Annotated in this window: 22 protein-coding genes; 15 read left to right on the top strand and 7 right to left on the bottom strand. The window is 73.5% G+C overall.

The features are described from left to right. Positions 1-4 precede the first annotated feature (4 nt). Entirely contained in the window at positions 5-925 is a 921-nt protein-coding gene (locus tag ADK52_RS26620; protein WP_063783942.1) for a S1 family peptidase, read from the top strand. On the opposite strand, the gene ADK52_RS26615 is transcribed toward ADK52_RS26620, so the two are convergent. Beyond that, on the bottom strand, positions 879-1,274 hold the full coding sequence (locus ADK52_RS26615) for a hypothetical protein (RefSeq protein WP_053692354.1): 396 nt from the start codon (positions 1,272-1,274) through the stop codon (positions 879-881). The two genes, ADK52_RS26620 and ADK52_RS26615, sit on opposite strands and share 47 nt — an antisense overlap. 60 nt (positions 1,275-1,334) lie before the next feature. After that, complete coding sequence (locus ADK52_RS26610; RefSeq protein WP_053692353.1) at positions 1,335-2,282, bottom strand: AEC family transporter; 948 nt, start codon at positions 2,280-2,282, stop codon at positions 1,335-1,337. An 84-nt stretch (positions 2,283-2,366) separates the two neighbouring features. Here ADK52_RS26610 and ADK52_RS26605 point away from each other — a divergent pair, with 84 nt between their 5' ends. From ADK52_RS26605 to ADK52_RS26590, 4 genes are all read left to right on the top strand, one after another. Further along, a complete protein-coding gene (locus ADK52_RS26605) occupies positions 2,367-3,755 on the top strand; it encodes a sensor histidine kinase (RefSeq protein WP_078988613.1) in 1,389 nt (462 codons plus the stop codon). Next, positions 3,752-4,432 (top strand): response regulator, encoded by a 681-nt coding sequence (locus tag ADK52_RS26600; protein WP_053692352.1) that lies wholly within the window; start codon positions 3,752-3,754, stop codon positions 4,430-4,432. Before ADK52_RS26605 ends, ADK52_RS26600 begins: the two co-directional genes overlap by 4 nt. 110 nt (positions 4,433-4,542) lie before the next feature. Beyond that, positions 4,543-5,586 carry an alpha/beta hydrolase gene (locus tag ADK52_RS26595; RefSeq protein WP_053692351.1) on the top strand — a complete coding sequence of 348 codons (1,044 nt, stop codon included), beginning with the start codon at positions 4,543-4,545 and terminating at the stop codon, positions 5,584-5,586. Continuing rightward, positions 5,583-6,797, top strand: coding sequence for an acyltransferase family protein (locus ADK52_RS26590; RefSeq protein ID WP_053692350.1), 1,215 nt, complete (start codon positions 5,583-5,585; stop codon positions 6,795-6,797). The genes ADK52_RS26595 and ADK52_RS26590 overlap by 4 nt, the downstream gene beginning before the upstream one ends. 113 nt (positions 6,798-6,910) lie before the next feature. Here the strand turns inward: ADK52_RS26590 and ADK52_RS26585 are convergent, their stop codons facing one another. Continuing rightward, positions 6,911-7,333 carry a DUF350 domain-containing protein gene (locus ADK52_RS26585; protein ID WP_030873439.1) on the bottom strand — a complete coding sequence of 141 codons (423 nt, stop codon included), beginning with the start codon at positions 7,331-7,333 and terminating at the stop codon, positions 6,911-6,913. Between the two features lie 124 nt (positions 7,334-7,457). Between ADK52_RS26585 and ADK52_RS43960 the strand changes: the two genes are divergently transcribed. Further along, complete coding sequence (locus tag ADK52_RS43960) at positions 7,458-9,377, top strand: GNAT family N-acetyltransferase (protein ID WP_234344243.1); 1,920 nt, start codon at positions 7,458-7,460, stop codon at positions 9,375-9,377. On the opposite strand, the gene ADK52_RS26575 is transcribed toward ADK52_RS43960, so the two are convergent. Beyond that, positions 9,302-11,413 (bottom strand): AMP-binding protein, encoded by a 2,112-nt coding sequence (locus tag ADK52_RS26575; protein WP_159046036.1) that lies wholly within the window; start codon positions 11,411-11,413, stop codon positions 9,302-9,304. The genes ADK52_RS43960 and ADK52_RS26575 overlap by 76 nt on opposite strands. A gap of 128 nt (positions 11,414-11,541) precedes the next feature. On the opposite strand from ADK52_RS26575, the gene ADK52_RS26570 reads away from it, so the two are divergent. The 3 genes from ADK52_RS26570 to ADK52_RS26560 all read left to right on the top strand — a co-directional run bounded on the left by ADK52_RS26570 (position 11,542) and on the right by ADK52_RS26560 (position 14,895). Then, positions 11,542-13,446 carry an ABC transporter ATP-binding protein gene (locus ADK52_RS26570; protein ID WP_053692348.1) on the top strand — a complete coding sequence of 635 codons (1,905 nt, stop codon included), beginning with the start codon at positions 11,542-11,544 and terminating at the stop codon, positions 13,444-13,446. Between the two features lie 65 nt (positions 13,447-13,511). Continuing rightward, positions 13,512-13,895: a VOC family protein gene (locus ADK52_RS26565; protein WP_053692347.1), complete on the top strand. Its 384-nt coding sequence runs from the start codon at positions 13,512-13,514 to the stop codon at positions 13,893-13,895. A gap of 124 nt (positions 13,896-14,019) precedes the next feature. Continuing rightward, positions 14,020-14,895: an NAD(P)-dependent oxidoreductase gene (locus tag ADK52_RS26560; RefSeq protein WP_267887291.1), complete on the top strand. Its 876-nt coding sequence runs from the start codon at positions 14,020-14,022 to the stop codon at positions 14,893-14,895. Positions 14,896-15,022: 127 nt separating this feature from the next. On the opposite strand, the gene ADK52_RS26555 is transcribed toward ADK52_RS26560, so the two are convergent. Further along, a complete protein-coding gene (locus ADK52_RS26555; RefSeq protein ID WP_053692345.1) occupies positions 15,023-15,739 on the bottom strand; it encodes a FadR/GntR family transcriptional regulator in 717 nt (238 codons plus the stop codon). Between the two features lie 160 nt (positions 15,740-15,899). Here ADK52_RS26555 and ADK52_RS26550 point away from each other — a divergent pair, with 160 nt between their 5' ends. The 6 genes from ADK52_RS26550 to ADK52_RS26525 all read left to right on the top strand — a co-directional run bounded on the left by ADK52_RS26550 (position 15,900) and on the right by ADK52_RS26525 (position 24,481). Next, complete coding sequence (locus ADK52_RS26550) at positions 15,900-16,433, top strand: gluconokinase (protein WP_053692394.1); 534 nt, start codon at positions 15,900-15,902, stop codon at positions 16,431-16,433. After that, positions 16,430-17,827 (top strand): gluconate:H+ symporter, encoded by a 1,398-nt coding sequence (locus ADK52_RS26545; RefSeq protein WP_053692344.1) that lies wholly within the window; start codon positions 16,430-16,432, stop codon positions 17,825-17,827. Before ADK52_RS26550 ends, ADK52_RS26545 begins: the two co-directional genes overlap by 4 nt. A 154-nt stretch (positions 17,828-17,981) precedes the next feature. Continuing rightward, positions 17,982-18,413 (top strand): hypothetical protein, encoded by a 432-nt coding sequence (locus tag ADK52_RS26540; protein WP_053692343.1) that lies wholly within the window; start codon positions 17,982-17,984, stop codon positions 18,411-18,413. Then, a complete protein-coding gene (locus ADK52_RS26535) occupies positions 18,413-18,976 on the top strand; it encodes a hypothetical protein (RefSeq protein ID WP_053692342.1) in 564 nt (187 codons plus the stop codon). The genes ADK52_RS26540 and ADK52_RS26535 overlap by 1 nt, the downstream gene beginning before the upstream one ends. Continuing rightward, positions 18,976-23,709, top strand: coding sequence for a putative T7SS-secreted protein (locus ADK52_RS26530; RefSeq protein WP_053692341.1), 4,734 nt, complete (start codon positions 18,976-18,978; stop codon positions 23,707-23,709). Before ADK52_RS26535 ends, ADK52_RS26530 begins: the two co-directional genes overlap by 1 nt. 13 nt (positions 23,710-23,722) lie before the next feature. Then, positions 23,723-24,481: a hypothetical protein gene (locus tag ADK52_RS26525; RefSeq protein WP_053692340.1), complete on the top strand. Its 759-nt coding sequence runs from the start codon at positions 23,723-23,725 to the stop codon at positions 24,479-24,481. Between the two features lie 33 nt (positions 24,482-24,514). On the opposite strand, the gene ADK52_RS41750 is transcribed toward ADK52_RS26525, so the two are convergent. Together ADK52_RS41750 and ADK52_RS26515 are read right to left on the bottom strand one after the other, a co-directional pair. Next, positions 24,515-24,751 carry a hypothetical protein gene (locus ADK52_RS41750; protein WP_053692339.1) on the bottom strand — a complete coding sequence of 79 codons (237 nt, stop codon included), beginning with the start codon at positions 24,749-24,751 and terminating at the stop codon, positions 24,515-24,517. Next, positions 24,748-25,608, bottom strand: a complete 861-nt coding sequence (locus ADK52_RS26515; protein WP_053692338.1) for a hypothetical protein — start codon at positions 25,606-25,608, stop codon at positions 24,748-24,750. Before ADK52_RS26515 ends, ADK52_RS41750 begins: the two co-directional genes overlap by 4 nt. Between the last annotated feature and the right edge of the window lie 33 nt (positions 25,609-25,641).

Genomic DNA, 25,641 nt, shown 5'->3' with positions numbered 1-25,641 from the left:
CGACATGCGACGTACGTTGACCGTGGCGGCGGCGACGGCCGCCCTGCTGCTGCCCGCCGGACCGCTGCCGGTGGCCGAGGCCGGCAGCGCCCTGCCGCCGCCCGGCCGGTGGTCCGCCCGCGAGGCGGAGACCTTCTGGACGGCCGACCGGATGGCGTCCGCGGTGCCCATGACCCCCGCCTCGGCGGTCGCGGCCACGGACCCCGGCACCGGGCAGGACTTCGACGGGATCCCGGTCGTCGGCCGGATGTTCGTGATGAAGGGCGGCGGCGCGTACTTCTGCACCGCGAGCGTGGTCGCCTCCCCCGGCCGCGACCTGGTGCTCAGCGCGGCGCACTGCCTGCTCGGCACCGACGCCCGCCAGGTGGCCTTCGTACCGCTGTACACGGCGGACAACCCGCAGCCGTACGGGATGTTCCCGGTGCTGCGGGCCGCCGACGGGAAGTCCAAGGTGTGGATCGACCCCCGCTACAAGAGCCTGGGCGCCGACAAGGGGGCCACGCTCGACGTGGCCTTCGCACAGGTCGGGCCGGACGCCGACGGGTTCCCCGTCGAGGACGTGGTCGGCGGCAACCGCCTGGTCACCGGCGCCGGTTACGAGCACGCGAAGGTGTCGCTCATCGGCTATCCGGCCTCGGCCGCGCGCCCGCGGCTGTGCGTGAACCGTACGACCAAGTTCACCAGCAAGGACGCGGGGATCCCCGGATCGTTCCTGCGGATCGACTGCACCGGATACCCGGGCGGGACCAGCGGCGGCCCCTTCCTGAAGAACTACGACAAGGTGACCGAAACCGGGGACGTCGTCGGCGTCATCGGCGGCTGGAAGACGGGCGGGGACACCGCCGACACCTCGTACAGCTCGTACTTCGGCCCTGAGATCAAGAAGTTGTACGAGCAGGCGGTTGCCGGGGCGAAGGGGGCGTGAGCACCCGCACCCAGCGGGTGCGCCGGGGGTTGCCCACCGTGCGCGGGCTCGCCGGGATCCCGTCGGCGGTCAGCCGGTCGGCGGGCGGCAGCCCGAGCTGGCGGCGCAGGTCGGCGAGGGCGGCGTGCACCGGGGCCAGGAGGACCTCGGCGCGCGGATGGGCGTACGCGAGCGCGTGCGCGGTGGTCTCGATGGTCTCGGCGGCGTCCTCGGCCGCCGTACGGCTCCACCCGCCGGGCTCGGCGGAGCTCCAGGGGGCGACGGCGTCGTAGAGGTGGCAGGCGGCATCCGCCGCGGCGTCGGCCCGTTCACCGACGCCCGGCGCCGCGATGGTCGGCAGCAGCTCCATGCCGGGTCAACGACCGAAGCCCGCGCGGGGAACGAACGGCGGGCCGCCGGTTCGGCCCCGTCAGCCGGCCACCGTCTGCAGCCAGAGCGGGAGCAGCAGCAGGGAGACCACCGAACTCTTGATCACCAGTGAGGCGGAGAGGTCCACGCCCACGTCGTAGCGCTGCGCGAAGACGAACAGGTTCTGCGGGGTGGGCATCGCGGCGATCAGGACGAGGTACGTCAGCCACTCCCCCCGTACGCCGAACAGCAGCCCGCACACCACCCAGGCCAGCAGCGGGAAGGCCAGGCACTTGAAGGCGATGAGGGCCATCTCCTCGCGGGAGGTGCCCCGGACGTCCAGCCCCACGCCGCCGAGGTGCAGGCCGAGGGCGAACAGGGCGATCGGCGAGGCGCTGTCGCCGACGAAGGAGGCCCCGTCCAGGACCACCTTCGGGAGGTGCACCGAGAGGAGGTTGAGGACGATGCCCGCGTTGCAGGCCAGGACCACCGGGGTGGCGAGCGAGGCGCCGACGGCCCGCGAGAGCCGCTGCCCGGGACCGGCCGTGGCCGGTCCGGCGCGGCCCAGCTCCATGATGGAGATGACGACCAGGGAGAGCACGCAGACCTGGAAGAGCAGGACGGGGAAGATCGGCGCGGCCGTCCCGAAGAAGGTGATGAACACCGGGACGGCGAAGTAGGCGGTGTTCACCTGGACCCCGGCCATCACGCGCAGCGCCACGTCGCGGGGGTCCCGTAGGCCGCGGGCGCCCGAGGCGAAGGCTATGAGGAGCACGGCGAGGGCGGCGGCCGCGGCGTAGGAGCCGATCGCGTGCCAGTTGAAGAGGGCGCCGAGGTCGCTGGCGTAGATGTTGCCGAAGAGGTAGCAGGGGACGGCGAAGAGGAAGGCGTAGTCGGCGAAGGCCTTGGAGGCCTCGGCCGGGACGCTCTTGCGGCGGGCGAGCAGTACACCTCCGCCGAAGGCCAGCAGCACCGGTACGAGCTTCTCTAGTGCCGCTGCCGTGCCCATGTGTACCGGCTCCCCCTGTGATCGACCGTGAGCAGCGTACTCCTGCCATCCTGGAGCGCCCGCGGAGCATAGGCTGGTCCGATCATGAGCGATCGCGAAGAAGCCCGCCCCCGTACGCCGGCTCCCGCGAAGGGGTCCCGGGCGCCGATGCGGTTCACGGTGGTGCTGCGCACGCCCGCGCGGGCGGCGGAGCCGCTGTTCGCGCGGGCGCCGAAGGCCTGGCAGCGGATGCTGCCGTACGTGGTCGTCGGCATCTTCGTGCTGTCGCTGCTGCCGGCGACCATCACCGTGCTGACCAACGACTACCAGGCGGGCGGCGGCTGGGCGGGGGCGCTGGGCGTGGCCCAGACCGTGCCGCTGCTGCTGGCGGTGACGCGGCCGCTGCCCGCGTGGGCCCTGGTCCTGGTCGCGGACACGGTCGGGGCGGTGGTGCTGACGCACGCCGACGAGGTGGCCGGGCACGCCTGGCCGTGGACCCCGATGTGCATCGTCGGCTACCTGGTGCTGATGGTGTGCCTGGGGCTGCGCGAGTCGATCCGGACGCTGGTCGGGGTGTGGCTGGTGACGGGCGCCGTCGGGGTGGTGCTCGGCTTCTTCGAGCCCGACGGGGTGACCACCACGGTCGCGCTGCTCTTCGTACTGAGCGGGAGCTTCCTCGCCGTGACGGGGGCGCTGCGCGGGATCGGCGACGCGCAGCAGCGGATCGCCGAGCAGGAGAGCATCAGCGAGGCCGAGCGGGCCAGGCGGACCCTGCTGGAGGAACGGGCGCGGATCGCCCGGGAGCTGCACGACGTGGTGGCCCACCACATGTCGGTGATCACCGTGCAGGCGGATTCCGCGCCGTACCGGCTGCCCGGCATGCCGGAGCCGGTGCAGGAGGAGTTCGCGGCGATCGCGGCCAGTGCGCGCGAGTCGCTGGGCGAGATGCGGCGGCTGCTGACGGTGCTGCGCAGCGACGGGACGAACGGCGGGGAGGGAGCGCCGGACGGCGCGGGTGCGCCCGCCCCGCAGCCGGGGATCGGCCGGATCCAGCAGCTGGTGGAGGCGACCGTACGGGCCGGGCAGCCGGTGGAGTTGTCGCTCGCCGCGGGGGCGGAGCGGGCGGCTCCGCCGGCCGTGGACCTGTCGGCGTACCGGATCGTGCAGGAGGCGCTCGCGAACGTGGTGCGGCACGCACCGGGCGCCGGGACCCGGGTCTCGGTGACGCACGACGCCGGCGAGGTCCTCGTGCTCGTGGTGAACGGCCCGGCGGCCCGGGACGCCGTGGTGGAGCCGGGGAGTTCGGGCACCGGGCACGGCCTGGTCGGCATGCGGGAGCGCGTACGGTTGACCGGCGGGACGCTGGACACGGGTCCGCTGCCCGACGGCGGTTTCCGGGTCGCGGCCCGCCTGCCCCTGAACGAACCGACGAACGACGCGACGAACGACGCGACGAACGCCCCGTCGAACGACCCGACCGAGGACGCCAGTTGACCATCCGTGTGATCATCGTCGACGACCAGGCCATGGTGCGGGCGGGGTTCGCCGCCCTGCTGTCGGCCCAGGCCGACATCGACGTGGTGGGCGAGGCCCCCGACGGGCGGCAGGGGGTGCAGGTCTCGCGCACCGTGCATCCCGACGTGGTGCTGATGGACGTGCGCATGCCGGAGATGGACGGGCTGACGGCGGCCCGGGAGCTGCTCAGCCCGCCGCCGGGAGTGGTCCACCGGCCGAAGGTGCTGATGCTGACCACCTTCGACATCGACGACTACGTGTACGAGGCGCTGCGCGCGGGCGCCTCGGGGTTCCTGCTGAAGGACGCGCCGCCGGCCGATCTGATCGCGGCGGTCCGGGTGGTCGCGTCGGGCGAGGCGCTGCTCGCACCCTCCGTCACCCGGCGGCTGATCGCGGACTTCGTCCAGCAGCGGCCGGCCCCGCGCAAGGACCCGTCGCTGCGGCTGAAGGGGCTGACCCCTCGGGAGACCGAGGTGCTGGAGCTGATCGCGCGCGGGCTGTCGAACCAGGAGATCGCCGGGCACCTGGTGCTGGCCGAGCAGACGGTGAAGACGCACATCGGGCGGGTGCTGGCCAAGCTGGACCTCCGGGACCGGGCCCAGGCGGTGATCTTCGCGTACGAGGCGGGCCTGGTACGGCCGGGCGACTCGGACTGACCTCTCCTCCACCCCCTACCGGGGTATGACATCCGACTTGGCTCCACGGTCCGACGTCCGGCGCGACACCTTCTTCCTACCTTCCTCGTCACGAGGAGAGGAGAAGGGGCATGCGCCGCTTCGGAAGGACCCTGGCCACCGCCGCACTGGCCGTGGCCGTGGTCGGGGGGACCGCGGGCTGGGCCTCCGGCGACAGCCAGCAGGCGGTCACCGGACCGCCGCCCGGCACCGCCGCCTGGCGGGCCGACACCGCGTCGGGCCGGTCACTGCCCGACCCGGCGAGCGCCTCGCCGCACGACGTGGCCCGGTTCTTCGCCGGCCTGGACGACGCCGGGCGCCGGGCGCTCGTACGCCACCACCCGCTGGTGGTGGGCAACCTCGACGGCGCCCCCGTCACCCTCAGGTACGAGGCCAACCGGCTGGCCGTACTCGCGACCGGTGAGGCGCGCTACGCCTCGCTCGCCTCGCCGGGGCGGCAGATCCTCGCCTTCGATCCCCGCGGACGCGGCCAGGTCGTCGAGGTGTTCGGGGATCTGGGGCGGGCCGCGCACGTCTCGGTGATCGTGCCGGGTTCGGACAGCGACGCGACCACGTACGACGCGAAGCGCGCCCCGAACACCGGGCCGGCCGGGATGGCCCGGTCGCTGCGCGCCGCGGCCGGCGAGGACACCGCGGTGGTGGCCTGGACCGGCTACACCACCCCCGTCGGGGTCGGTCTGGACGCGGCCTCCGGGCGGCTCGCCGAGGCGGGCGCCGACCGGCTGGCCCGGTTCACGGCGGGGCTGGACGCGGTCGGCGCACCCGACCCGGTGCTGTTCTGCCACAGCTACGGCTCGGTGGTCGGGGGCCTCGCGGCCGGGCGTACGGACGCCGGCGACATCGTCGTGTTCGGCTCCCCCGGCATGCGCGCCGACACCGTCGCCGACCTGCACACCCGCGCCCGTGTCTGGGCGGCCCGGGGGCCCTCCGACTGGATCGGCGACGTGCCGAACGTGGAGTTCGCCGGGTTGGGCCACGGCGCCGACCCGACCTCCGCCGCCTTCGGCGCCCGCCGGGTGCCTGCCGCCGACGTGCACGGCCACACCGGCTACCTCGCACCCGGCACCCAGTCCCTGGCGGTCTTCGCCGCGATCGCGAAGGGAGAGGTCCGATGAGCACGACGCTGACCCGGCTCAGGAGGGCCGCCGACCGGATCGAGCGGCAGACCCCAGCCCACCGCGACCGCGCCGTCGACGGGCTGCGCGCCCTCGCCCTGCTGGCCGTGCCGACCGGGCACTGGCTGCTCGGCGGATTCACCCGCGACGCGGAGGGCGGCCTGCACAACGCCAGCCCGCTCTCCGCGTTCGGCGCCCTCGCCCCCGCCAGCTGGGTGCTCCAGATGCTCGGCATCTTCTTCCTCGTCGGCGGCTACGCCTCGGTGCTCTCCTACCACCGCCGCACCGGGTCCGCCGGGGCCTGGCTGAAGGGCCGGATCGCCCGGCTGGGGCGGCCGGTGCTCGGGGTGACGGCCGTTTGGGCGCTGGCCGCGCCGGTGCTCTACGCGGCGGGAGTGCCGGAGGCCACGCTGCGGACGGGGGCCACGCTGGTCATCCAGCCGCTGTGGTTCGTCGGGGTGTACGTGGTGGTCACCGCGCTGACCCCGTACTGCGTACGGGCGGCGCACCGGCTCGGCGGCTGGGCGGCGGCCCCGCTGCTCGCCTCGGTCGCGGTGATGGACTTCCTGCGGTACGGGCCGCTCGCCGACTCGGTGCCGTCCTGGCTGGCGGTGGTGAACATCCTGCCGGGCTGGCTGTTCGCGTACCAGCTGGGCGTGTCCTGGGGTGAGGGGCGGATCGGGCGGCGCGGGGCCTGGCTGCTGCTGGCCGGCGGGACCGTGCTGTTCGCGGCGCTGCTGGCGGTGTTCCACTACCCGGCGTCGATGGTGGGTGTACCGGGCGAGGCGCGGACCAATTCGCACCCGCCGTCGCTGCTGGTGCTGGCCCTGGCCGCGGCGCAGTCGGGGGCGGCGGTGCTGCTGCGCGACCGGCTGGCGAAGCTGCTCGCCAGGCCGGCGCTGTGGGCCCCGGTGGTCGTGATCAACCTGTGCGCGATGACGATCCTGTGCTGGCACCAGACGGCCATGCTGGCGGCGGCCGTTCCCGGTTCGTTCGCGGGCGCGCTGACGGGTCTGACGACGGCGCCGGACAGTCCGCTCTGGATCGCGGCGCGACTGGCGTGGATGCCGGTGTTCGCGGTGCTGCTGGTGGGCATCGCCCGGTACGCCCGCCGGTTCGAGGAGCCGTGGACCCGGGCGACGGCGGTGCGGCGCACGCTCGCGGGGGTGCTGGCGGCCGGTTTCGCGGTGTTCGCGCTGGGTCTTGCGTAGTACCGGCGGTCGCACCGGTATCCGCACATGTGACGAGAGCGCCGCTCCCTCGGGGGAGCGGCGCTCTCGTCGCGTCCGCGCGACGGGCGGGCACGTCACGCCGGCCAGGGCGGTCAGGCGATCGAGGCGGCGACGATGGCGGCCACCGCCAGGTTGCAGGAGGCCGTGACCCAGACCGCCGGGTGCGGCTCCGGGTCGACGACGATCGCGCCGAGCTTTCCGGGGGTCACCCAGTCCAGCACCAGGAAGGCGAGGCCCATCAGGACCAGGCCGAGCAACCCGAACGCGGCGGTGGACAGCAGCCCCTTGCCGAAGTCGTCGTACGTGGTCCAGATCGAGGTGAAGACGATCCCGCCGACGCCCAGGAGCGCGGAACTCAGCATGACGGCCGCGTTCCGGTTGCGCTCCTCCCAGATCTGCTTCGGGAGCTTCCCGGGCGTCAGCACGTCCACGAGGACGATGCCGAGGATCAGCAGGACCAGGCCGAGGGCACCGTAAGCGCTGGTGCGGCCAAGTCCGTTGATGATGTCGCTCATGGGGAAGCCGTTCTCCGGGGGTAGGAAGGACCTGCCGTACGTGACGGGACACCTCCCGTCAGGGGGGCTCAGGGTGGCCGAATCTATCGCACGGTCTCGCGGCAGGCCATGGGGAGGTCAGGGAATGGTAAAGCTCAGAGCGGCTCGGCCCGGTGAGGCGGAGCAGCTCACCGCTCTCGTGCTCCGCTCCAAGGCGCACTGGGGGTACGACGCCGCGTTCCTGGCCGCGTGCGCGGCGGAACTGCGGATCCCGGCCGGGGAGGTGGCGGGGCGCCGGATCGTGGTCGCCGAGGAAGCGGACGGCGGCCGGGTGCTGGGGCTCGCCTCCCTGGAGGAAGCGCCGCCGGTGGCCCGGCTGGCACTGCTGTTCGTGGAGCCCGAGGCCATCGGACGGGGCGTGGGGCGGCGGCTGTACCGGGACGCGCTGCGCCGGGCCGCCGAACTGGGGTTCCGCAGGCTGCTGATCGACGCCGATCCGCACGCGGCGGGGTTCTACCGGGCGATGGGCGCGCTGGGTCCGCCCGGCTCCCGCGCCGCCGGTGACGCGGCCGGTGGCGAGGGCGAAGCGCCCGCCGGTCTGGTGCGGTTCGAGGCGGCGCCCGCGCCGCTCGCCGACTGGGCGCGGGCCTGGACGGACGGCGGACCGGCCGTGCACGTGGGCAATGTCGCCGAGTACAACGCCCAGTTCGCCGATGCGTCCCTGGACCGCGAGCAGCGGGCCGCGCACCACTACGCCTGCCTCGCGGCGTTCTACAGCCCGTGGCCGGGGGCGCTGGTACTGCCCGGGGCGGTGCCGCCGGGCTGGATCGAGCGGGTCGGACGCGTCCTGGAGTGGGAGGGGGTGGAGGTCTACGACGGCCTGGCGGACGGCGGCCCCGGGCCGGCTCCGGATGCCGGGCTTCCGGAGCGTGCCGGGCTTCCGCCGCGTGCCGGGCTGTCGGATGCCGTACGGGCCCGGCCGGCGCTGGCCGGGCGGCTGACCTCGGCCGGGCTCCCCCTCGTACCGTGGGGGCGGACGGCGCCCTTCGCGCGGCTGGCCGGGCTGCCGTGGCGGCCCCGCGAGCTGCGGTACGAGGCCAAGTCGGCGGCGCACGGACTGTTCGGGCGGATCCTTGCGGGCGGCGGCCACCCCCGGATCCTGCTCCCCGGGCAGTGGCCGGCCCCCACCCGGCGGGCGGCGGCCAGGCTGCTGGCCGCCCGGGCCGGGGCGGGCGAGAGCACGGTGCTGAAATCGGAGCACGGAGTGGGCGGTTCGGGCACCACCGTGGTGACGCCCGACCGGGTCCGGGCCGCGGGCGGAGCCCGCGCCGTGCTGCGCGCCCTCCCGCGCGGCCCCCTGCTGGTGGAGGAGTACGTGTGCGGCCCGGCCGAGCCGGACGAGCCGCGGGATCTGACGTACGACGGGTTCGTGGACGAGGCGGGCCGGGTGCACGAGGTGGGCGGCGCGGTGATGGACGTGGCCGGCTCCGGGTACCGCGGGGCGACGGTGGGCCCCGGGGTGGTGCCCGCGTGGGCGGAGAAGGCGCTGCTCGCGTTCGGGGAGGCGGTGGGCCGGGAGCTGTCCGCCGCCGGCTACCGGGGCTGGTTCGACGTGGACTTCGTCGCCGACGGGGCGGGACGCCTGGCGCCGACGGAGACGAACCTGCGGCTCACCGGGCCGTCGATCGCCTTCATGGTGGCGGCCCGGCTCGACGCGCTGCGCGGCGCCGGGCACTTCGTACGGATCGCGGACCGGGTGGAGCTGGGGGCCAGGCTGCCCGGGGCCGCGCTCGACGAGCTGTGCGAGACCCTGGAGCGGGGCTGCGCGGAGCTCGGGGCGGTGTTCCTGCCCGCGATCCCGACGGGTGCCTTCGACCCGGCGCCCTGGCTGGGCGTGCTGGTGGCCGCGCACAGCGGGGAGGTGCTGGACGCGGCCGAGGCGCTGGTACGGGCGGGGGCGCTCGCCGTGGGGGCGGCGTTCGCCGGAGATCAGCGGTCGGAGGAGCCCCCGGGGGCGTCGGCCTCCTCGAAGTCGAACGGTGAAGGCGGTTTCCGGGTGACGTAGAAGGCGATGACGACGGCCGCGATCATCAGCGGGATGTTGAAGACGTAGACGAGGGCGGCCTGGAGCGGCCAGTCGTGCTTGGCCGCGAGCCGGTAGAAGTTGTCCTGTGGCCACCAGGCGACGAGCAGGTAGACCACCGCCAGGTGCGCGGCCGTGGTGAAGCGGGAGCTCTGGCCGGAGCCGTGGCGCAGCATCAGCGCGCGGCCCCCGAAGAGGAACACCAGCCCGGCGGCGAACGCGGCTCCCTCGAACAGGTAGAGCACGAAGAAGAGGAACGCCCACGGGTTGGGCACACCGCTCAGGTCGGTCGAGCCCGGCCAGAAGATCTTCGAGAGGACGAAGAAGAGCAGGCCGGTGCCGACCAGGAACGGAATGCCGCAGCCGACGATCCCGAACGGGGTGGGCGTACCGCCACCGGCGGCCGTGTACTTACCGGAGCCCCCCGCGGCGCCGCCCCGGCCCGGCTTCGCCGTGAGCACGGGCTGGGGCAGGGCCTCCCGGTTCTCCTGGCCCGCGCGGGTGCGGGGCAGGGTGCGCAGCCGGATCACGGTCTGCGGCATCCGCGCCCGGGGCAGCTTCCCCGCGAGGTGTTCGCGGAGCTGCCCACCGTCCGGCAGGTCGACGGCCGGGGGCCAGGACTGCGCGTCGGCGGGCGGTGCCACGTGGGCGACCAGTCGGCGCGCACCGCTCGCGCCCTCCGGGACCTCGGCCACCAGCGCGGCGCCGACGTCCGGGTGGCTCCGGATGACGGCTTCGACTGCGTGCGGGTCGAACGCGCCGTCGGCCGTGGTGATCCGGTCCCGGATCCGGCCGCGGAACTCCAGCAGCCCGTCGGCGCGGAGTTCCACGAGGTCGCCGGTGGGAAGCGCGTCACCGCCTTCGGGCGGGGTGAGGCGGAGCTGTCCGTCGCGGGTGTCCGCGCGGCAGCCGGGGAAGGGGGCGCCGATCAGGGAGAGCTGCTCGGGGTCGTCCAACGGGCCGGGCAGCTGGGGTAGTTCGAACCAGGTGCCGGTGCCGGCCGTCTCGGTGATCCCGTACACGTTGAGCAGCCGGGCGCCGGTCCGCAGCCTGGACTGCAGGGCGTCCTGCTCGTCGAGGAAGAGCCGGTCGCCGGTGACGCTGACCAGGCGCAGCGACCGCAGGGCCGGGTCGGATTCACGGCGGCCGCGCGCGCCGCCTCCGCCCGCGGATCCCGCGCCGGGTCCGGCGGGGGCCGCGGCGGCGCGCAGGAGCAGCCGGGTCGCGCCCACCGGGTCGGTGTGCACCATGGTGACCCGTTCGGTCTCGACCGCCCGGCGGATCCCCTCGGGCGTCCAGGGCGTGCGCTCGGGCACGACGAGGGCGCCGCCCGAGCACAAGGCCCGGGTCCAGCCGGCCGCGAACGGGGTGAGGTCCGGGCCGTGGGTGATCAGGTGGCGGTCCTCGGGGACCGGCCGGATGACCTTGACCCAGCCCTCGTGGGCGGCGAGCAGCCGGTCGTGGCCGACGGGCACGGCGCGCGGGGACGACGCCCCGGTGAACAGGACGGCGGCCGTCGCACCCGGCTCGGGCCGCTGCGGCGCTTCGGTGGGCCGGCCCGATATCTCGGCCGCCTCCGCGCCGAGGCGGACCACCCGCAGCCCGCTGCCGTCGTCGAGCCGGGCGTGGTGCGCGGCGTCGGTGAGCAGGACGTACGGGGTGAGGGCGGCGAGCTGCCGCTGCCCGGTGAGCGTGACCTCGACGTCGATGACGGCGTAGGCCCCGCCTGCCTTGAGGGCGGCCAGGAGGGCGACGACGATCTCGGTCCGGCGGGCGGTCCCGATGGCCACGACGGCGCCGGGCGGCAGTCCGTCGGCCATGAGGTGGTGCGCCAGCTGGTTGGCGCGGACGTCCAGTTGTCCGTAGGTGAGGCTGTCCGCGCCGGCGATGACGGCGTAGCCCCGCGGGGTGTCCCGCGCCTGTTGCTCGAAGCGGTGCAAGGCGGTGTCGGCGGTCGTCCGACCGGAGCGATCGGACCCTGGTTCCTGCGTCGATCCCTGCGTCGATCCCTGGGTCATTCCCCGATGATGGCACCCGCCGCCGACAGTCCGCAGGATGCTGAACATCCCTCGTGCGAGCGGGGGTTCGGTAGTGATCCGGCCAATCCATTGACCTCAAGTTTGGTTGAGGTCTTAGCGTTCCCCGCATGGACATGGAAGTCACCGCCTGGACATCGCTGCACAGCGCGATGAACGCCCAGCAGGACCGGCGCCCGCTCTCCCGGGCGAGCCTGCGCCGGGTCGCCGCATTCGCCCGCCCGCACCGCCGCGGGCTCACCCTCTTCCTGCTGCTCAGCGTGGTGACCGCGCTGCTCGCGGTCGCCACGCCGGTGCTCGCCAGCCGGGTGGTCACCGCCATCGTGGACGGGAAGGAAAGCACTACGGTCACCCGGCTCGCCCTGCTCATCGCCGTGATCGCGGTGGCGGAGGCGGGGCTCGGGCTGCTCACCCGCAAGCTGTCGGCCACCCTCGGGGAGGGGCTGATCCTGGACCTGCGGACGGCCGTCTTCGACCACGTGCAGCGGATGCCGGTCGCCTTCTTCACCCGGACCCGCACCGGCGCGCTGGTCAGCCGGCTCAACAACGACGTGATCGGCGCCCAGCGGGCGTTCAGCAACACCCTCTCCGGGGTGGTCGCCAATTCGGTGACCCTGCTGCTCACGCTCGCCGTGATGCTGAGCATCTCCTGGCGGATCACCCTGCTGGCCCTCGTCCTGCTGCCGGTGTTCGTGCTCCCGGCCCGCCGCATGGGGGCGCGGATGGCCGCCATGCAGCGGGAGGCGTCGACCCTGAACGCGGCGATGGGAACGCAGATGACGGAGCGTTTCTCCGCACCGGGCGCCACCCTCGTCAAGCTCTTCGGGCGGCCCGCCGACGAGTCCGCCGAGTTCGCGGCGCGGGCGGCGCGCGTACGGGACATCGGGATCCGTACGGCGATGGCCCAGTCCGCGTTCATCACCGCGCTCACCCTCGTCTCGGCGCTCGCGCTCGCGCTCGTCTACGGGCTCGGCGGGTACTACGCCCTGCGCGGGAGCCTGGACGCCGGGAACGTCGTCGCCCTCGCCCTGCTGCTGACCCGGTTGTACGCCCCGCTGACCTCGCTCGCCGGCGCCCGCGTCGAGGTGATGAGCGCCCTGGTGAGCTTCGAGCGGGTCTTCGAGATCCTCGACCTGAAGCCGCTGATCTCCCAGAAGCCGGACGCCGGCCGGGTCCCGGAGGGGCCGGTGGCCGTGGAGTTCGACCGGGTCTCCTTCGGCTACCCCTCCCCCGACAAGGTCTCGCTCGCCTCGCTGGAGGAGGTCGCGGTCCTGGACGCGCGGGGCGGTACGCGGGTCCTGCACGAGGTCTCGTTCCGCGCCGAGCCCGGGCAGATGGTCGCGCTCGTCGGCTCGTCCGGCGCCGGCAAGTCGACGATCGCGCAGCTGCTGCCGAGGCTGTACGACGTTGACGCGGGCGCCGTGCGCCTGGGCGGGGTCGACGTACGGGACCTGACGGCCGACTCGATCCGGGAGACGCTCGGCATGGTCACCCAGGACGGGCACCTGTTCCACGAGTCGGTGCGGTCCAACCTGCTGCTGGCCCGGCCGGAGGCGGGCGAGGAGGAGATCTGGGAGGCCCTGCGCCGCTCGCGGCTGGACGGTCTGGTCGCCTCGCTGCCGGACGGCCTGGACACGGTGGTCGGCGAGCGCGGCTACCGCCTCTCGGGCGGCGAGCGGCAGCGGCTCACCATCGCGCGGCTGCTGCTGGCCCGGCAGCGGGTGGTGATCCTGGACGAGGCGACGGCGCACCTGGACTCCACCTCGGAGGCGGCGGTTCAGGAGGCCCTGGGCGAGGCCCTGGCGGGCCGGACCGCGGTGGTGATCGCGCACCGGCTGTCGACCGTGCAGGCGGCCGACCTGATCCTGGTGGTCGAGGACGGGCGGATCGTGGAGCGCGGTACGCACCCGGAGCTGCTGGCGGCGGGCGGGCGGTACGAGGAGCTGTACCGGACCCAGTTCGCGGCGGCGGACGCCACCGCTCCGGGCGGCGCCGTACCGGCTGCGGGAGCATGATGCCGGGGGGGCCCGCGCGTGGCGGGCCGCCGCCGAGCACCGACCGTGGAGCACGTGGAGCACCGATGGACATCAAGCTGGAACTGGTCGCCGTCCCCGTCACCGACGTCGACCGGGCCAAGGCCTTCTACGAGCGGGTCGGCTTCCACGCCGACCACGACGTCACCGTGAGCGAGGACATCCGCTTCGTGCAGCTGACCCCGCCGGGGTCGGCCTGCTCGATCGCCCTGGGCAAGGGGCTCACCCGGATGGCCCCGGGGTCACTGGACAACATGCAGGTCGTCGTCACCGACATCGAGGAGGCGTACGAGGACCTGCGGGGCCGGGGCATCGAGGTGACGGAGATCCAGGACATGCCGTGGGGCTCGTTCGTCTACTTCTCCGACCCGGACGGCAACGGCTGGGCGGTCCAGCAGACGGCCCCGCGCACGGCGGCGGCCGAGGGCTAGTGCGGTCACGGCACTAGAGTCACGACGGGCCGCGCCCGGGTGCGCCGGGCGTGGGATGACCCGCCGGGCGGGGTGCGGCGCCGAGACTGGACGGACTGGACGTATCCGGAAGGGAAGTGACGCCGTGAACACTGTCGCTCTGCTGGGCACCGGGATCATGGGCTCGGGGATGGCACGGAACCTGCTGCGGGCCGGGCTCGGGCTGCGGGTGTGGAACCGGACCCGGGACAAGGCCGAACCGCTGGCCGCGGAGGGCGCGGTGGTCGTGGACACCCCGGCCGAGGCGGTCGCCGGGGCCGATGTGGTGCTGACCATGCTGACGGACGGCGCGGCCGTGGCGCAGGCGATGGCCGCCGCCGTGCCGGGGCTGCGCGCGGGGCAGGTGTGGGCGCAGATGAGCACGGTCGGCGTGGTCGCGCTCGACGAACTGGCCGGCTTCGCCCGCGAGCACGGCCTGGTGTTCGTGGACGCCCCGGTGCAGGGCACCCGGCAGCCCGCCGAGGCCGGGACGCTGGTCGTACTGGCTTCCGGGCCGGCGGATCCGCGGCTGGACCCGGTGTTCGACGCGGTGGGCGCCAAGACGCTGTGGGCCGGGGCCGGGGCGGGGGCCGCGACCCGGCTCAAGCTGACCACGGTCGGGTACGCGATCACGCTGACGGCGGCGGTCGGCGAGGCCCTCGCGCTGGCGGAGGGGCTGGGGGTGGACCCGGCCCTGTTCGCGCAGGCGGTGACCGGCGGCCCGATGGACAACCCGTACCTCCAGGCGAAGATGAAGGCGGTCCTGGAACGGGACTTCGCGCCCAGCTTCACGGTGCACGGCGCCGAGAAGGACACCGGTCTGATCGCGGAGGCGGCGGACGGGGCGGGCGTCGCGGTCGACCTGGCCCGGGCCACGGCGGCCCGCCTGCACCGCGCCGCGGCCGCGGGCCACGCCGAAGAGGACATGGCCGCCGCCTACTTCGCCGCCTTCGAGAACGCGCCGGTGGGGAACGTGTCGTGAACGCGCCGTGGCTGAAGGCGCTCTGGCTCTGCTCGGACGCGCCGTGCCCGAAAGCGCGCGTTGCCTGACTGCGCGCTGCCCGAGAGCGCGCTGCCCGAACGCGCCGTAGGGGCGCCCTAGAGGCCGGTCACGGGGAGGTGGGCGCCGGGGCGAGGACGTCGAGTTCCTCCAGGGCGCCCACCGCGATCCGCCGGGTCAGGGACTCGGCGCGGGCCGCGTCGCCCTCCCGTACGGCCTCGGCGACCTGGACGTGGAGGGTGACGGCGGCCGGGTCGGGGTCGGGGAACATCACGGCGTGCTGCGTGCGGCCGGTCAGGACCTCGGCGACCACGTCGCCGAGCCGGGCGAACATCTCGTTGCCGGAGGCGTTCAGCACGATCCGGTGGAAGTCGATGTCGTGGCGCAGGTACGCGTCGAGCTGGTGGCCGCGCGAGGTGCTGACCATGCCGAGGGCGGCCTCGGTGAGCGCGGCGCACTGGCCGGGGGTGGCCCGGGTGGCGGCGAGGCCGGCCGCGACCGGCTCGATCGCGGAGCGCAGCACGGTCAGGGAGCGCAGCTGGCGGGGGCGGTCGGCGCCGGCGAGGCGCCAGCGGATGACCCGCGGGTCGTAGACGTTCCACTCCTCGGCGGGGCGCACGGTGACGCCGACCCGGCGGCGGGACTCGACCAGTTGCATGGACTCCAGGACGCGGACGACCTCGCGGACCACGGTGCGCGAGGCGTCGAAGCGCTCCGCGATCTCGTCGGTGCGCAGGACGCTGCCCGGCGGGTGCTCGCCCGCGGTGATCGCGAGGCCCAGGGTGTCCAGCACGTGGGAGTGGAGTCCCTGGCCTTCGGTCGTCATGGCGTAAGCGTACGGCGGCCCCTCGATCGACAAAAGATGTGATGTGTGCCGCCAGACTCTTGAATAAGTACTACTTAATGGGTTTCAGTGAGGGCGCACACCGAGGTCGACGAAGACAGCGAGGTACGAAGTGAGCGGCACCCAGCGCGTGCTGGTGGTGATGGGCGTGGCCGGCACGGGCAAGACGACCGTGGGCAAGCTGCTCGCGGACGCGCTCGGCCTCCCGTACGTGGAGGGCGACGCCTTCCACCCGGCGGCCAACGTCGCCAAGATGTCCGCCGGCATTCCGCTGGACGACGCCGACCGGCGGCCCTGGCTCGACGCCATCGGCGCGTGGATCGGCGCCCGGCCGGCCGGGCAGGGCGCGGTGGTGGCCTCGTCGGCGCTCAAGCGCGCGTACCGCGACCGGCTGCGCGGCGCCGCGCCCGACGCGGTGTTCGTGCACCTGACCGGCGAACGCCCGCTGATCGAGCGGCGCATGGCGGCTCGTACGGGCCACTTCATGCCGGCCGTGCTGCTGGACTCGCAGTTCGCCACGCTGGAGCCGCTGCGGCAGGACGAACTCGGCGTCGTCGTCGACGTGTCCGGATCACCCGAGGAGATCACCGAACGGGCCCTGGCCGCGCTGTCCGCGCTGCCAGGCGGCTGCCCGGACGCCGCTCCCTCCCGAGAAAGCCAAGGAACCCCCCTATGACAGGTCTCAGCGTCGAGATACTGGCAGCGGCCGCGCCCGCCCCGATCACCTCGGCCGGGAACGCCCAACTGGGCGTGGCCGTCCTCGCGGGCATCGCCGTCATCGTCCTGCTCATCACCCGCCTCAAGTTGCACGCCTTCCTGGCGCTGACCATCGGCTCGCTCGCCCTCGGGGTGTTCGCGGGCGCCCCGCTGGACAAGGCCATCGTGAGTTTCACGGCCGGGCTCGGCGCCACGGTCGCGGGGGTCGGCGTACTGATCGCGCTCGGCGCGATCCTCGGCCGGCTGCTCGCGGACTCGGGCGGCGCGGACGAGATCGTCGACACCATCCTCGCCAAGGCCAAGGGCCGGGCGATGCCCTGGGCCATGGTGCTGATCGCCTCGGTGATCGGGCTGCCGCTCTTCTTCGAGGTCGGCATCGTGCTGCTGATCCCGGTGGTACTGCTGGTGGCCAAGCGCGGCAACTACTCGCTGATGCGGATCGGCATCCCGGCGCTGGCCGGCCTGTCCGTGATGCACGGGCTGATCCCGCCGCACCCCGGCCCGCTCGTGGCCATCGACGCGCTGCACGCGAACCTCGGCGTGACGCTCGCGCTCGGCGTGGTGGTCGCGATCCCGACCGTGATCATCGCCGGTCCGCTGTTCTCCCGGTACGCGGCCCGCTGGGTGGACGTCCCGGCGCCCGAGCAGATGGTCCCGCAGCGGCCCTCGGCGGAGCCGGCACACCGTCCCCGGTTCGGCGCGACGGTCTTCACCGTGCTGCTGCCGGTGGCGCTGATGCTGGTCAAGGCACTTGTTGACATCGTTGTCGACGATCCGAAGAACAGCCTGCAGCGGATCACGGACGTCGCGGGCTCCCCGCTGATCGCGCTGCTCGCGGCAGTGCTGGTGGGCATGTTCACCCTCGGCCGGGCGGCCGGGTTCACGAAGGAACGGCTCTCGACGACGGTGGAGAAGTCGCTGGCCCCGATCGCGGGCATCCTGCTCATCGTGGGCGCGGGCGGCGGCTTCAAGCAGACCCTGATCGACGCGGGCGTCGGCCGGATGATCCTGGACCTGTCGAAGGGCTGGTCGATCCCGGCCCTGCTGCTGGCCTGGCTGATCGCCGTGGCCATTCGGCTCGCCACGGGCTCGGCGACGGTCGCCACCATCTCGGCGGCGGGGCTGGTGGCTCCGCTCGCCGCGGGCATGTCGACCACGGAGACGGCACTGCTGGTGCTGGCGATCGGATCGGGCTCGCTGTTCTTCAGCCACGTCAACGACGCCGGGTTCTGGCTGGTCAAGGAGTACTTCGGGATGACGGTCGGGCAGACGGTCAAGACCTGGTCGGTGATGGAGACGATCATCTCGGTGGTCGGCCTGGGCTTCGTCCTTCTGCTCTCGCTAGTCCTGTAGAGCGCCGGCGGGGCATCCAGGGGAACAAGCAGCGGGGGGCGGGCCCGTGGCCGGGGTCGGGCGCGCGCGTGCCGCCTCGCCGCTTTGGGCCATTTGGCGATCAAGTTACTATTTCGCTCCTCGTACATGGATCACGCGGAGGGGGCGCACCACCATGGGACTGACCGAGGAGATATCCGACTACCGGGAGGGCCGGGGGGATCCGGGGCGGCTGGTCGGCTCGTTCCGCCGCACGGTCCTGCTCGTTCCGGTCACCGGCGCCACCGGAGCGGGAACGGGCACCGGTGACGCCTCCGGTGGTCTGATGTCGGCCCTTTCGGGCGGGATCCGCTGGTTCTACGCGTTCACCGACGAGGAGTCGTTGTTCCGGTTCGCCGGGGCCCGTGGCGAGGACGGCCGGGAGTGGCCGTACCTGGCAGTTCTCGGCGCGCGGTTGGTCGACGCGGTCGTTCCACAGGTCGACGGGCCGGCCGGAGTGGCGGTGAACGTGGCCGACCGGGACGGTTCGATGCTGTTCCCGCCGGTGGCCGGGATCGTTCCCGACGCCTGCGCCGTCGACGTCGCCCCCGAAGGGGCGGTGGCCTGATGGCGGGCGACGGGGATCTGGAGGTCTCGCCGGCGGCGGTCGCGTCCATCCAAGTCGGTCTGCGGGCGGCGATAGCGGAGTTGCGGGAGTCCGGCGATGCGGCCGGGGCCTCGCAGGGGGCGGGTTTCGAGAACCTGTCGATGACGGGTATGGAGACCGGGCACGCGGGACTGGCCACGGACTTCGAGGACTTCTGCGAGCGCTGGGAGTGGGGGGTGCGCGCCCTGATCCAGGACGCCTCCACCCTGGCCGCGAACCTCGGCATCGCCGCGGGGACGATGTGGGAGGAGGACCAGTACATCCAGGGCGCGTTCAAGGTGGCCGCGAACGCCACGTACGGCAACCCTCACGCCAGTGAGGACGAGATCGAGCAGAAGTCCTGGGGCGACATCTTCAGCGCGGACGTCTACAAGCCGGACTACAGCGCCGAGTCCTTCGAGAAGGGCGCGCAGGACATCAAGCAGACCTGGTCGGACACCAAGGACACGGTGACCTCCACCGGCAAGATCGGGTCGTTGAAGGACCTGCTGGACCAGGCGAAGGGCAACGGGGGCGACAACTGATGGGCTGGCGCGACTACATACCCGACTCCGTCGAGGATCTCGCCGAGGACGCCGCCGAGGGGGTCGGCGACGCCATCGAGTGGGCCGGCGACAAGACGGCCGACCTGGCGGAGGAGGTCGGCCTCGACGACGCGGGCGACTGGATCCGGGAGAAGAGCCGCTCGGCCGCCAACCGGCTCGGCGCGGACGTGGAGGAACTCGAACTCGGCCAGACCGACGACCCGAAGAAGCTGGTCTACGGCAGCCCTTCGAAGATCCGCGAACAGGTCGCCCACCTGAACGACTTCAGGAAGGCCTTCGAATCCGTCGGCAACGGCCTGAAGAGCCTGACCAGGCCCGACGGGCTCAAGGGCGAGACCGCCGGCGCGTTCCGCGATTCCGTCGCGAAGGAGCCGGCGCGCTGGTTCAATGCCGCCTCGGCCTTCGAGAAGGCCGCCGACACCATGGGCCGCTTCGCCGAAACCGTTGAGTGGGCGCAGGGCAAGGCCAAGGAGGCCCTGGAGGACTACAACAAGGCGAAGAAGGCCTCCGAGGACGCCCGTACCGCCCACAACAAGCTCGTCAAGGAATACAACGACGCCTACGACGCGAAGAAGGAACCCCTGCCGCCCCGCCCGGGGCGCGACTACGACGACCCGGGCAAGGCGATGGCCACGGCCGCGCAGGACAAGCTCGACGACGCCCGCAAGCAGCGCAACGAGGTCGCCGAGAACCTCCGCACCGCCATCAAGGCAGCCCGGGACGCCGCCCCGCCGAAGCCCTCGTACACCGAGCAGCTCGGCGACGGCCTCGACTACCTGGACCTCGCCACCACCCACCTGCTCGGCGGCGTGGTCAAGGGCACGGCGGGCATCGCCAACTTCGCCCGCGCGCTCAACCCACTGGACCCCTACAACCTCACCCACCCCGCCGAGTACCTCACCAGCCTGAACTCGACGGCGGCGGGCCTGGTCACCATGGCCAACGACCCGTGGGGCGCGGGCAAGCAGATGCTCGACGAGTTCATGAAGGACCCTTCCGAGGGCATCGGCAAGCTCCTCCCCGAACTCATCGGCTCCAAGGGCCTCGGCTCGCTGAAGAAGGTCGGCTCCGCCGCCCGGCACCTCGACGACCTCAAGGGTCCCAAGGTGCGCGAGCGGGTGGAGGAGGCCCCGGACGGCACCCACAACACGCCGGACGGGGACCGTGACGGCGGCGGCGACCCGGTGGACCTCGCCACGGGCCGGATGTACCTGCCCCAGACCGACGTCGAACTCCCCGGCATCCTGCCCCTGGTCTTCACGCGCCGTACCGAATCCGGCTGCCCGGTCGGGCGCTTCCTCGGACCGGCCTGGACGTCCACGGCCGACGACCGACTGGAGATCGACGAGGCGGGGGTCATCCACGTCACCGCCGAAGGCCTCCTGATCGCGTATCCGCACCCGGCGCCCGGCGTACCCACCCGGCCGCACAAGGGCCGGGCCCGCACCCTGCTGGCACGCGACGGGGACGGCGACTACACGGTCACCGACCCCGACAGCGGTCTTGTCTTCCACTTCACCGCCCCGGCTGGCAGCGAGCCGGGCGGCGACGGCGAGGCCTGGCTTTCGGCCATCACCGAACGCAACGGCCACACCATCACGGTCGACCGCGAGGAGGACGGCCTGCCGCTGGCCTTGGTGCACTCGGCCGGCCATCAGGTGAACGTCACCACCGCGGACGGCCTGATCACCGCCCTGTCCCTGGCCGGCGCGGGCGGCGGCGGCGCGGACCTGCCCTTGATGGAATACGGCTACGAGGAAGACAACCTCACCGCGGTCATCAAGCCGTCGGGCGCCACCACCTCCTACGTCTACGACGACCGCCGGCGCGTCATCGCCTGGATCGACTCCAACGGCAGCCGCTACGACTACGTCTACGACGACCGTGACCGCGTCGTGGCGGAGGGCGGCGAGGCCGGCCACATCCAGATCACCCTCGCGTACACCGAGCCGGACCCGCGGACGGGCCGGCACACCACCACCCTGACCACCCCCGACGGTCACGCGACCCGCCACCTGTTCGGCCCCGGCTGTAAACTCCTGGCGATCACCGACCCGCTCGGCCACACCACCCGCTTCACCTACGACCCGCGCGGCAACCTGCTGTCCCGCACCGATCCACTGGGTCTCACCACGCTCTTCTCGTACGACGAGGAGGGCCGGGTCGTCCGCGCGGTCCGGCCCGACGGCAGCGAACTGCACACCGTGCGCGGCCGGTTCGGCCTGCCGGTGGAAGTCGTCGGACCGGACGGCGCACGCGTGCTGCACGAGTTCGACGAACGCGGCAACCGCACGGCGGTCACCGATCAGGCCGGCGCGACCACCCGCTACACCTACGACGAGGCGGCCCGCCTCACGTCGCTCACCGACGCCGCCGGGGCCACGACCGAAGTGGTGTGCGACGCGGCGGGGCTTCCCGTGGAGGTGACCGACCCCGCCGGCGCCGTGACCCGTACGGAGCGGGACGCCCTCGGCAGGCCGGTCCGCATCACCGATCCGGTGGGCGGCGTCACCCGCCTGGAGTGGGACGCCGACGGGCGGCTCGCCCGCCGCACCGGCCCCGACGGAGCCACCGAGTCGTGGACGTACGACGGCGAGGGCAACCTGCTTGCCCGCACGGACGCGTCCGGCGGGGTCACGCGCTTCGAGTACACCCACTGCGACCTGCCGGTCGCCCGCACCGGACCCGACGGCGCACGCTACGAGTTCGAGCACGACTCCTCGCTGCGCCTCACCCGTGTCACCAATCCGCACGGGCTGACCTGGACGTACACCTACGACGCCGCCGACAACATCGTCTCCGAGACCGACTTCGACGGCCGCACCCTCACCTACCGGCTCGACGCCGCGGGCCGGCTCACCGCCCGCGTCGACGCGCTCGGCGGAACCATCTCGTTCGAACGCGACCTGCTCGGCCGGGCGGTCTCCAAGGACGTCGACGGCCGGGTGACCACCTATGCCTACGACACGGCCGGACGCCTGCTGGAGGCGGCCGGACCCGACGGTGAGCTCCGCTACCAGTACGACCGCCGAGGCAAGGTGAAGACCGAGCTGGTGGACGGCCGTCCCCTCACCTACGCCTACGACGTCCTCGGCCGCCGCACCCGCCGTACCACCCCCACCGGCCACGTCACCACCTACGCCTACGGCGCCGACGGAGCGCCGAACCGCCTGACCACGGGCCGCCACCGCGTGGACTTCACCCACGACGCCGCCGGCAGGGAGCTCTCCCGCGTCTTCGGCGACACGGTCACCATGACCTCCGCATGGGACGAAGCCGGACGGCTTTCCGAGCAGCACGTCGCGGCCGGAGGGAACGCGGCCAACAGCCGCGCCTACACCTACCGGGCCGACGGCCACCTCACCTCCGTCGCGGACCGGCTGTCGGGCACCCGCACCTTCGACCTCGACCGGGCCGGCCGGGTCACCGCCGTCCACGCCCGGGGCTGGACGGAGCGCTACGCCTACGACGACGCCGGCAACCAGACCTCGGCCTCCTGGCCGTCCGGCCACCCCGGCGGCGAGGCCACCGGGTCCCGCACCTACAGCGGAACCTCCCTCACCCGCGCCGGCGGCGTCCGGTTCGAACACGACGCCCTCGGCCGGATCGTCCTGCGCCAGAAGACCCGGCTCTCACGCAAACCCGATACCTGGCACTACGCCTGGGACACCGAGAACCGCCTCACCCGCGTCACCACCCCCGACGGAACGCGGTGGACCTACCGCTACGACCCGCTCGGCCGCCGCAGCGCCAAGCAGCGCCTGGCAGCCGACGGCGAGACCGTGGTCGAGGAGGTCAGGTTCACCTGGGACGGCCTGACCCTGTGCGAACAGACCAGCCACCAGCCGGACCTCCCGCACACGGTCGCCCTCACCTGGGACCACCGCTTGGACGTCCCCCTGGCCCAGACCGAGCGCATCCTCACGCCCGACACGCACCAGGAGGAGATCGACCGCCGCTTCTTCGCGATCGCCACCGACCTCGTCGGCACTCCCACCGAACTCATCGACGAGGCCGGTGACATCGCCTGGCGGGCCCGGGCCACGCTCTGGGGCACCACCGCCTGGGCCCGCGACAGCAGCGCCTACACCCCGCTCCGTTTCCCCGGCCAGTACTACGACCCGGAGACCGGCCTCCACTACAACCTCTTCCGCCACTACGACCCGGAATCCGGCCGCTACACCTCCCCGGACCCCCTCGGCCTGGCCCCCGCCCCGAACCCCCTCGCGTACGTGGACAACCCGCACGGCTGGTGCGACCCGCTGGGCCTGATGCCCAAGTACACGAAGGAGGAGAAGGCGGCCAAGGCCAGGGAGGACGCCCTCAAGGCCATGGACGAGGTCATCGAGAGGGCGCAGGACGGGAAGATCAAGAAGGCCGGCAACTACCACGGTGACACCCGGCACGGCTTCACCGACGAACGGGTCCTCGAGATCCTCAAGAACCCCGACGCGGTGTACCACTCGACGGCGAACAGCGGAAACCTGATCTTCAGGCAGGGTGAGGACGTCGTGGTGACGACGGGTGGTCCGCCGGGAGCGGGCAACGCCATCACTGCGTACGGTCCGTCAGGCGTCCTCGGCGAGTCCGGGGCGAAGGCCACGGGCGGCCTGCCCACCGACCGCGGCAATCCGATTACCCACGAAGACGTCGTGGAGGGCAGGATTCCGGCCAAGCAAGGCTATATGGCTCCGGCCGTACAGATCCGATGAGGCGGCACTTCCCATGAGACTCACCCTCGACGACGGCTGGACCGCGACAGTGACGGGCGAACCCCTGGGCATCGCGCCGCGCTTCGTCTTCCGGGACTTCACCGTGTCCATCGCGACGTACGCGGACGTGCAGGAGCGCGAGCGGTTCCTGCTGGACACCTTCGGCAGCCAGGACCACGTGTGGGACACCCCCGACGAACTCCGCTTCGATCCGGCCGGCCTGGAGCTGGTCGGTGCCGAGTTCCGGGTGCCCGCCTGGGTCGCCGCCGCCGAGGACTCGGCCCGCGTTCCCGCCGCGCCCCTCGTCCGCCCGGGCGGACTCCGGGCCGACGAGCCGCGGGACTTCCGCCTGGAGGTGACCTCGGACCTGTGCCGCGGCCCCGGGGACTCCGTACTGACCTGTCTGCGCGACCTCGACGTTCTCGACGAACCGCTGGAGGCCCGTATCGGCATCGCCCCCGACGTGGCGCTCCTGGTCCAGCACGGCGCCGTCGCCGGCTGGAGCCTGACCGACCCCGTGCGGTACCTGACCGTCGCCTTCACCGATCCCGACCCGGCTCCTCCGGCCCGCGCCACCCGGCACCTGTTCACCGCGTGCATGGACCTGGTCACCACACGGCTGCTGGACGAGGTGCGCGACCGGGTCCCGGCCGCCCTGGACCGGCTGCGGGCACTGGACGAGGCCCTGCGCGACCAGGCCGACGACCGGCACCGCGTCGGCGCCCTGCGCGCGCTCATCGCCGATCTGGTCGAGGACTACGGGAGGTGGTGATCCGGCGCGCCGGGAACCGGCGCGCCCCCGGCCTCAGCGGCCGTCCTCCAGCTGCGCGGCCGCCACGGCGAGACCGTTCGCGGCGGTGGCGCAGCGGTCGGCCAGGGCGGCGACCTCGGCGCGGAACGCGTCGGCCTGCGGGCCCTGCCAGTCCAGCGCTTCGGCTGCCGCGTGCAGCCGGAGCGCGTGGGCGCGCAGGGCGGCGGAGTGGCCGCGCAGGCCGTCGGCCGGGTCCGGCGGGCCGGGCCGGAGCCGGGTGGCGGGGCTCACCGGCTGCGCCAGGGCTGGACGAGGAGGATGCCGCCGGTGCCGAGGAGGCCGATGGTGTGGACGCAGCCTCGGTGCGGGGCGGTCGGGGCGGGGCGTTGCCCCTGATCCCGGCTCCGGTCTCGGTTGAGGTGCGGGCCCTGATCCCGGCTCTGATCCCGGCTCTGATCCCGGCTCTGATCCCGGATGCGGTCCCGGTTGCGGTCCCGGTCCCGGTCGAAGAACGCCCGGACGGCTGCGCCCAGTCCGAGCAGTGGCTGCGCGGGCACGGCCCGGCCGGTGGCCACTTGCCAGCCGGCGTGGTCGTTGAAGGGGTTCGCGTCGGTCAGGGCGTTCCAGGCGAACAGGTCGGCGAAGGACGGGGACAGCAGCGCGAACGCCCGCTCGGCGCCCCGGTCCCGCATGAGCCGGCGGAACACCCGGACGGCCGCCGCCTGCCGGTCCTCGTCCACGGCCCGGAGGATCGCCGCGCAGTCGGGGTCGTCCAGCAGGTCGGGCCGGTCCGCGCTCGCCGCCCGGATACGGGCCTTGAGCCCGCAGACGGCGAGGCTGACGGCGAGGCTCTCGCGGCCGGTGAGGATCCCGGCGAACCAGCCGGCCCGCGCCACGCCCTTGCCGCGCGGCGCCCAGCCCAGGCCCGCCGGGTCGGTGAGGGTGCGCAGCAGGGTGCGCCAGCCGTGCCGGGAGCGGGCGCGGCGGCGGCCCAGGGCGGCGGCCGGGAGCCGGGCGCCGAGGGCCAGTTCGGAGGCGTGCCGGGCGGCTTCGCCGACGGCGTCGGCGGCCTCCGCGAGCTCGCGGCACAGGGCGTCGAGCAGCTCGGCGTCCGGGTCGGTGGGCGCGGAGGTCGCGGCGTCGGACATGGAATCCTCGCGGGATGTCGGTGGGCAGGGGGC

This window comes from Streptomyces sp. WM6372 (assembly GCF_001279655.1).
Lineage (GTDB): Bacteria > Actinomycetota > Actinomycetes > Streptomycetales > Streptomycetaceae > Streptomyces.
Note: the sequence above shows the minus strand (reverse complement) of the source record. Positions and strands in the feature narration are given on the sequence as shown.